At 67.6% G+C, this 6,654-nt stretch carries 7 protein-coding genes; all 7 read right to left on the bottom strand.

What is annotated here, in order from left to right:
- Positions 1–228 precede the first annotated feature (228 nt).
- The 7 genes from AB0N89_RS27595 to AB0N89_RS27565 are packed head-to-tail and all read right to left on the bottom strand — an operon-like array spanning position 229 to position 6,597.
- A complete protein-coding gene (locus tag AB0N89_RS27595; RefSeq protein WP_364209841.1) occupies positions 229–636 on the bottom strand; it encodes a metal-sulfur cluster assembly factor in 408 nt (135 codons plus the stop codon).
- Entirely contained in the window at positions 633–1,082 is a 450-nt protein-coding gene (sufU, locus tag AB0N89_RS27590) for a Fe-S cluster assembly sulfur transfer protein SufU (RefSeq protein ID WP_364209839.1), read from the bottom strand. The genes AB0N89_RS27595 and sufU overlap by 4 nt, the downstream gene beginning before the upstream one ends.
- Complete coding sequence (locus tag AB0N89_RS27585) at positions 1,082–2,371, bottom strand: cysteine desulfurase (RefSeq protein WP_364209836.1); 1,290 nt, start codon at positions 2,369–2,371, stop codon at positions 1,082–1,084. The genes sufU and AB0N89_RS27585 overlap by 1 nt, the downstream gene beginning before the upstream one ends.
- A 38-nt stretch (positions 2,372–2,409) precedes the next feature.
- Positions 2,410–3,180, bottom strand: a complete 771-nt coding sequence (gene sufC / locus AB0N89_RS27580) for a Fe-S cluster assembly ATPase SufC (protein WP_364209833.1) — start codon at positions 3,178–3,180, stop codon at positions 2,410–2,412.
- Positions 3,181–3,215: 35 nt separating this feature from the next.
- Positions 3,216–4,388, bottom strand: a complete 1,173-nt coding sequence (gene sufD / locus AB0N89_RS27575; protein ID WP_364209830.1) for a Fe-S cluster assembly protein SufD — start codon at positions 4,386–4,388, stop codon at positions 3,216–3,218.
- 2 nt (positions 4,389–4,390) lie between these two features.
- The gene (gene sufB, locus AB0N89_RS27570; RefSeq protein WP_364209827.1) at positions 4,391–5,839 is read right to left on the bottom strand and encodes a Fe-S cluster assembly protein SufB; all 1,449 of its coding nucleotides are present in this window, start codon (positions 5,837–5,839) and stop codon (positions 4,391–4,393) included.
- Positions 5,836–6,597 carry a helix-turn-helix domain-containing protein gene (locus tag AB0N89_RS27565; protein WP_364209863.1) on the bottom strand — a complete coding sequence of 254 codons (762 nt, stop codon included), beginning with the start codon at positions 6,595–6,597 and terminating at the stop codon, positions 5,836–5,838. The genes sufB and AB0N89_RS27565 overlap by 4 nt, the downstream gene beginning before the upstream one ends.
- Positions 6,598–6,654: the final 57 nt, after the last annotated feature.

The following is a 6,654-nucleotide window of genomic DNA, read 5'->3' as shown; positions in this document are numbered from 1 at the left end:
CAAGCAAAACGCCCTCCCCCCCCAAAAACGCCGATCTGGACCGACCCAGACCCGCCCACACAATAAAACACCCCACCCTTCACGACATGAGGCCTCACGTGCTTGACCGGACGACACGCGTGATCCGGCGGACGACACGCGTGTCTGGATGGACGACACGCGAACCGGAACTACCCCTATGAGCGACGCCGTATAGGTCGTTATACGCTCCACGTCGCCAAGCGGGCGTCAGACGGTGAAGCCGAGGGCGCGCAGCTGCTCGCGGCCGTCCTCGGTGATCTTCTCCGGGCCCCACGGCGGCATCCAGACCCAGTTGATCCGGAAGTCCTTGACCAGTCCCGTTCCCCCGCCGACGAGCGCGGCACCGGTCTGGTCCTCGATGACGTCGGTCAGCGGGCAGGCCGCGGATGTCAGGGTCATGTCGATGGTGGCCGTGTTGTCCGGCTCGACGTGAATGCCGTAGACGAGCCCGAGGTCGACGACGTTGATGCCGAGTTCGGGGTCGACGACGTCGCGCATCGCCTCTTCGACGTCCTCCACCTTGGCCACGTCGGCGGCGTCCGGGGCGGCGGCGGTCTCGGCGTCGAGGTCGGCGGCCGTGCGCCCCTCGCGGGTTTCGGTCTGCTGTTCGGTCATGCCGTCTCAACTCCGTTGGTCGTGCGGGCGACGGCGTCCTTGAACGCCATCCATCCGAGCAGGGCGCATTTCACGCGGGCCGGGTACTTGGCCACGCCGGCGAAGGCGATGCCGTCCTCCAGCACTTCCTCGTCCGGCTCGATCTGACCCTTGCCCTGCATCAGCTCGACGAAGGCGTCCATGGTGGTGAACGCCTCCTCCACGGTGTGCCCGACGACGAGATCCGTCAAGACCGACGTGGAAGCCTGGCTGATCGAGCAGCCTTGCCCCTCGTAGGAGACGTCGGCGACCTTCCCGTCGTCGACCTTCACCCGCAGTGTCACCTCGTCGCCACAGGTCGGGTTGACCTGGAACGACTCGGCGTCGAACGGGTCACGCAGGCCACGGCCGTGCGGGTTCTTGTAGTGGTCCAGGATGATCTCCTGGTACATGCTTTCGAGGTTCATCAGGCCACCCCGAAGAACTTCTGCGCCTCGCGCACACCGTTCACCAGCGCGTCCACTTCGGACAGTGTGTTGTAGAGGTAGAACGAAGCGCGCACGGTCGCCGGGACCGAGCAGGCCCGGTGCAGCGGCCACGCGCAGTGGTGCCCGACGCGGACGGCGACGCCGAGGCTGTCCAGCACCTGGCCCGAGTCGTGCGGGTGGACGCCGTCGATGACGAACGACACCAGCCCGCCGCGGTCGGCCATGTCGGTGGGGCCGATGATCCGCACGCCCGGGATCTCGCCGAGCCCGGCCAGCGCGGCCTCGGTGAGGACGTGCTCGTGCGCGGCGACGCGGTCCATGCCGATCGCCGACAGGTAGTCGGCGGCCGCGCCGAGGCCGACGGCCTGCGACGTCATCGGGGTGCCCGCCTCGAACCGCTGCGGCGGCGCGGCGAACGTGGTCTGCTCCATGCGGACCAGCTCGATCATCGAGCCGCCGGTCAGGAACGGCGGCATCGCTTCGAGCAGCTCGCGGCGGCCGTACAGGACACCGATGCCGTACGGGCCGACCATCTTGTGCCCGGCGAAAGCGGCGAAGTCGACGTCCAGCGCGTGGAGGTCCACGGGGAAGTGCGGCACCGACTGGCAGGCGTCCAGCACGACCAGCGCGCCGACCTTGCGGGCCTTCTTCACCAGGAACTCGACCGGGTTGATCGTGCCGAGCACGTTGGACTGGTGCGTGAACGCGAGCACCTTGGTCCGCTCGGTGATCAGCTCATCCACAGTGGACAGATCGAGACGGCCGTCCGCGGTGACGGAGAACCACTTCAGCGTCGCGCCGGTGCGCTGGCAGAGCTGCTGCCACGGCACCAGGTTCGCGTGGTGCTCCATCTCGGTGATGACGATCTCGTCGCCGGGACCGATCTTGAACCGCTCGGCCCCGGGACCGGCCGTGGCGGCGTTGCTCATCGCGTAGGCGACGAGGTTGATGCCCTCGGTGGCGTTCTTGGTGAACACCAGCTCGTGCGGGGAGGCGCCGACGAACTCCGCGATCCGCACGCGGGCGGATTCGTAGGCGTCGGTCGCCTCCTCGGCGAGCTGGTGCGCGCCGCGGTGCACCGCGGCGTTCGAGGTCTCCAGGAACCGGCGCTCGGCTTCGAGCACCTGCGCCGGTTTCTGGGACGTCGCACCGGAATCCAGATACACCAAGGGTTTCCCGTCCCGCACCGTGCGGGTCAGGATCGGGAAGTCGGCCCTGATGGCCGCTACGTCCAGCGGTACAGCAGAGTTAGCCGTGGTGGTGGTCATCGGGCCAACTCCTCTCGGTGTAGTCGTGAGATCAGTGATCAGACAGCGGCGGTCTCGGCGGAGCCGGTGTACTTGACGTACCCGTTCTCCTCCAGCTCGTCCGCGAGCTCACGGCCGCCGGACTCGACGATCTTGCCGCCGGCGAAGACGTGCACGAAGTCGGGCGTGATGTGCCGCAGGATCCGCGTGTAGTGCGTGATCAGCATGACGCCGGCCTCGTTGTTGGCCTTGAACTCGTTGACGCCCTCGGACACGACGCGCAGCGCGTCGACGTCGAGGCCCGAGTCGGTCTCGTCGAGGATGGCGATCTTCGGCTTGAGCAGCGCCAGCTGCAGGATCTCGTGGCGCTTCTTCTCGCCGCCGGAGAAGCCCTCGTTCACCGAACGCTCGGCGAACTCGGACGAGATCTCCAGCTTGCCCATCTCCTCCTTGACCTCCTTGACCCAGTGGCGCAGCTTGGGGGCCTCGCCACGGACCGCGGTGGCCGCGGTGCGGAGGAAGTTGGACATGGACACGCCCGGCACCTCGACCGGGTACTGCATGGCGAGGAACAGGCCCGCGCGGGCGCGCTCGTCGACGCTCATCTCCAGCACGTCCTCACCGTCGAGCAGGACCTGCCCGGAGGTGACTTCGTACTTGGGGTGACCGGCGATGGCGTAGGACAGCGTGGACTTACCCGAACCGTTGGGGCCCATGATCGCGTGGGTCTCGCCCGACTTGATGGTCAGGTTGACGCCCTTGAGGATCTCCTTGGGGCCCTCCTCGGTCGTGACCGAGGCGTGCAGATCCTTGATTTCCAGCGTAGGCATTTCTTTCCTAAAGTCTGATGTGGACGGACGAGGGCTTAGACGCCCACGGCTTCGAGCTCGGCTTCGATCGCGGCCTCGAGACGCTCGCGCACCTCGGGAACGCCGATCTTGACCAGGATCTCGTGGAAGAACCCGCGTACGACCAGGCGCCGCGCGGCGTCCTCGCCGATTCCGCGCGACTGGAGGTAGAACAACTGCTCGTCGTCGAACCTTCCCGTCGCGCTCGCGTGGCCGGCGCCTTCGATCTCGCCGGTCTCGATCTCCAGGTTCGGGATCGAGTCCGCCCGCGCGCCCGGCGTCAGCACCAGGTTGCGGTTGAGCTCGTAGGTGTCGGTGGCCTCGGCGGCCGCCCGGATCAGCACGTCGCCGACCCACACGGTGTGCGCGCCGTCGCCCTGCAGCGCGCCCTTGTACATCACCCGCGACTTGCAGTTCGGCACCGCGTGGTCGACGAAGAGCCGGTGCTCCTGGTGCTGCCCTTCGTCCGCGAAGTACAGGCCGAGCATCTCGACGTCGCCGCCCTTGTCGGCGAAGGTCGCCGTCGGCGAGACGCGGACCAGGTCACCGCCCAGGGTGATGACGATGTGCTTGAGCGTGGCGTCGCGGCCGAGCTTGAGGTGCTGCTCGGAGACGTGCGCCGCGTCGTCGGCCCAGTCCTGGACGCTGACCACGGTCACGTTCGCCGAATCGCCGATGACGAACTCGACGTTGTCGGCGTAGGTGCCGGAGCCGACGTGGTCGAGGACGATGACCGCTTCGGAGAACTGCTCGGCGCGGACCTGCACGTGCCCGTAGGCGACCTTGCCCTCGCCGGGGCCGGTGATCTTCACCGTCGACGGCTTGGACGTCTTCGTCTCCTTGGGCACCGTGATGACGGTGGCCTCGGTGAACGAGGAGTAGGCCTGCGCGGCGATCCGGTCGCTCGGGACACCCGCGGCGCCGAGGCGCTCGTCGTCCCGGCCGACCGTCTCGATCTTCAGTTCAGGGGCGGCGTCGGCGTCCACGGTGGCCGAACCCGAAGCGGTGGCGGACCCGTCGTGCAGGCCGCGCAGCCGCTTCATCGGCGTGAAACGCCAGTTCTCCTCACGGCCGCCGGGGACCTCGAAGGCCTCGACGTCGTAGGAGGTGAAGCGCTCCGCGCGGGACGTGGCCGGGATGACCACGCCCTCGCGCATCGCTTCGGAAACGTTGTTCTCGGTAACCGACATGACTAGCCGACGGACCCTTCCATCTGAAGCTCGATCAGGCGGTTCAGCTCGAGCGCGTACTCCATCGGCAGCTCACGCGCGATGGGCTCGACGAACCCGCGCACGATCATCGCCATGGCCTCGGCCTCGTCGAGACCGCGCGACATGAGGTAGAACATCTGGTCTTCGCTGACCTTCGAGACCGTCGCCTCGTGGCCCATCGACACCTCGTCGTTGCGGATGTCGACGTACGGGTACGTGTCCGACCGCGAGATCGTGTCGACCAGCAGCGCGTCACAGACCACGCTGGAGCGCGAGTGGTGCGCCCGCTTCGCGACCTTGACCAGGCCTCGGTAGGAGGTGCGGCCACCGCCGCGCGCCACCGACTTCGACACGATGGTCGAGGAGGTGTGCGGCGCCAGGTGCTCCATCTTCGCGCCGGCGTCCTGGTGCTGGCCCTCGCCCGCGAAAGCGACCGAGAGGACCTCGCCCTTGGCGTGCTCGCCCATGAGGAACACGGACGGGTACTTCATCGTGACCTTGGACCCGATGTTGCCGTCGATCCACTCCATGGTCGCGCCCTCTTCGCACTTGGCGCGCTTGGTGACCAGGTTGTAGACGTTGTTCGACCAGTTCTGGATGGTCGTGTAGCGGCAGCGGGCGCCCTTCTTCACGATGATCTCCACGACCGCCGAGTGCAGCGAGTCGGACTGGTAGATCGGCGCGGTGCAACCCTCGACGTAGTGCACGTAGGCGTCTTCGTCGACGATGATCAGGGTCCGCTCGAACTGACCCATGTTCTCGGTGTTGATCCGGAAGTAGGCCTGCAGCGGGATGTCCACCTTGACGCCCTTGGGGACGTAGATGAACGAGCCGCCGGACCACACCGCGGTGTTCAGCGCGGAGAACTTGTTGTCCCCGGCCGGGATCACGGAGCCGAAGTACTCCTGGAAGATCTCCGGGTGCTCCTTGAGCGCGGTGTCGGTGTCCAGGAACAGGACGCCCTGCTCCTCCAGGTCCTCGCGGATCTGGTGGTAGACGACCTCGGACTCGTACTGCGCGGCGACACCGGCGACGAGGCGCTGCTTCTCCGCCTCGGGGATGCCCAGCTTGTCGTACGTGTTCTTGATGTCCTCGGGCAGGTCTTCCCAGGAAGTGGCCTGCTTCTCCGTGGACCGCACGAAGTACTTGATGTTGTCGAAGTCGATCCCGGAGAGGTCCGCACCCCAGTTGGGCATCGGCTTCAAGTCGAAGAGCTTGAGCGCCTTCAGTCGCGCTTCGCGCATCCACTCCGGCTCGGACTTCTTCGAGGAGATGTCGGTGACGACGTCCTCGTTCAGTCCTCGGCGGGCGCTGGCGCCCGCCTCGTCGGAGTCCGCCCAGCCGAACGCGTACTTGCCAAGGGACTCGATGGTCTCTTCCTGGCTCATGGGCGCGGTGGTGGGAGTGCGCTGCTCGGCAGCGGCAGTCATGCGGGTTTCCCTCCATTCGGGATCCGTGCTGTGCGCCCAGGGGAGGGCGCCGTGCTTCCCGGCGCGGGTGTGGCCGGGTGACCCGCCGAAACGACGGGTACGTGGGTGGTGCACACGTTGTCACCGCGTGCGATGGTCGCCAGCCGCTGCACGTGAGTACCCAGAAGTTCCGCGAAAGCCTCTGTCTCGGCTTCACACAACTGGGGGAACTCGGCGGCGACGTGGGCGACCGGGCAATGGTGCTGGCAGAGCTGTTCGCCGACACCGACCTGACGGGTCGACGCAGCGTAACCCTCCCTGGTCAGCGCCGCAGCGAGGGCCTCGGCACGGGTGGCCGGGTCGGTGTGCTTGGTGATCGCGTCCTGATGCGGGCCGACCAGCGAGGCGACCCGGGCCTCCGCGAACGCCTTCACGGCGTCTTCCCCGGCGTGTTCGGCGAGGAAGCGGATGGCCGAGGACGCGAGGTCGTCGTAGGCGTGCCCGAACCGGGCGCGGCCGGCTTCGGTGAGCAGGAAGTTCTTGGCGGGACGGCCTCGGCCGCGAGGTCCGCGGCGGGGCGCGTCCCGGGTTTCGGCCTCGCCGTCGGCGAGCAGCGCGTCGAGGTGACGGCGGACGGCGGCGGCGCTGATGCCCAGCTGGTCGGCCACCTCGACGGCGGTCATCGGACCCTGTTCCAGCAGCAAGCGGGCCACTTCGTGCCTGGTCCGGCCCTCGGGGCCGACCTGCGCGGGGACAGGCTGGACCTCGGCGCGGGGCATGTCGCCACCGGCCTCGTCCCGCGTCCCCGTCTTTTTCACAACACAAGTGTGACGTAT

Source organism: Amycolatopsis sp. NPDC089917 (assembly GCF_040684635.1).
Classification (GTDB): Bacteria; Actinomycetota; Actinomycetes; order Mycobacteriales; family Pseudonocardiaceae; genus Amycolatopsis.
The sequence above is the reverse complement of the archived record's forward strand: the minus strand, read 5'-3'. Positions and strand labels throughout refer to the sequence as shown.